Origin of the sequence: Delftia sp. ZNC0008, from assembly GCF_000799035.1 — a bacterium.
In the GTDB taxonomy this organism is placed as follows: Bacteria; Pseudomonadota; Gammaproteobacteria; order Burkholderiales; family Burkholderiaceae_C; genus Comamonas; species Comamonas tsuruhatensis.
The window spans coordinates 1-634 of record NZ_JTKZ01000638.1; the positions used below are offsets into that span (position 1 = coordinate 1).

The window sequence follows — 634 nt, forward strand, 5'->3', positions numbered from 1 at the left end:
AGCCCGGTGGGGTCGATGCGGTTGAGCGGGTCGCCGCCGGCATACAGGTAGGCATTGGGTCCGTCCGGGTAGCCCAGCGGGTCCGGCTGCAGGTAGCGGCCGCTGGCCGGGTCGTAGCTGCGGTGCCAGTTGTCGTGCAGTCCGCTTTCCTCGTCGAAGTACTGGCCCGGCAGGCGCAGGTTGAGCACGGCCTGCTGCCGGGGCAGGCTTGTGTGGCCGGCCTGATGCATGGCCGGCGCTCCCCAGGGCGTCTGGCGGGCACGCCAGACCACGCGCTGACCTGCGTCCGTCATGGCCTGCGGACTGCCCCGGTGGTCGTTGTGGATGTGCAGCATGCGCGCCTTGCCGCTGGCGTTGTCCCGGTTGTGCGCGGATTCCAGCTTGGCGATGGGCAGGGTGCGAGTCCCCTCGCTCAGGTACAGGTACTGGCTGGTGATGCGGCCTTCGCCATCCATTTCCGCGACGAGCCGGTTGTCCTGCCACAGGTAGTGGCTGTGCGTTTGCCCATCGCCCTGGTGCACGGTCTTGCCCACGCGCTGGCCCAGGCTGTTGTAGCGGTAGCTGGCGATGGGCCGGTCCTGGTGGTCGCTGATGCCCTGGAGCTGTCCTGCCTCGGTGTAGGTGTAGCGGTGCA

Annotated in this window: 1 protein-coding gene; it reads right to left on the reverse strand. The window is 68.8% G+C overall.

The genetic code is table 11. From position 1 onward, the window contains the following. On the reverse strand, positions 1–634 hold a 634-nt coding region (locus tag L995_RS20785), incomplete at both ends, for an RHS repeat-associated core domain-containing protein (RefSeq protein WP_047473421.1).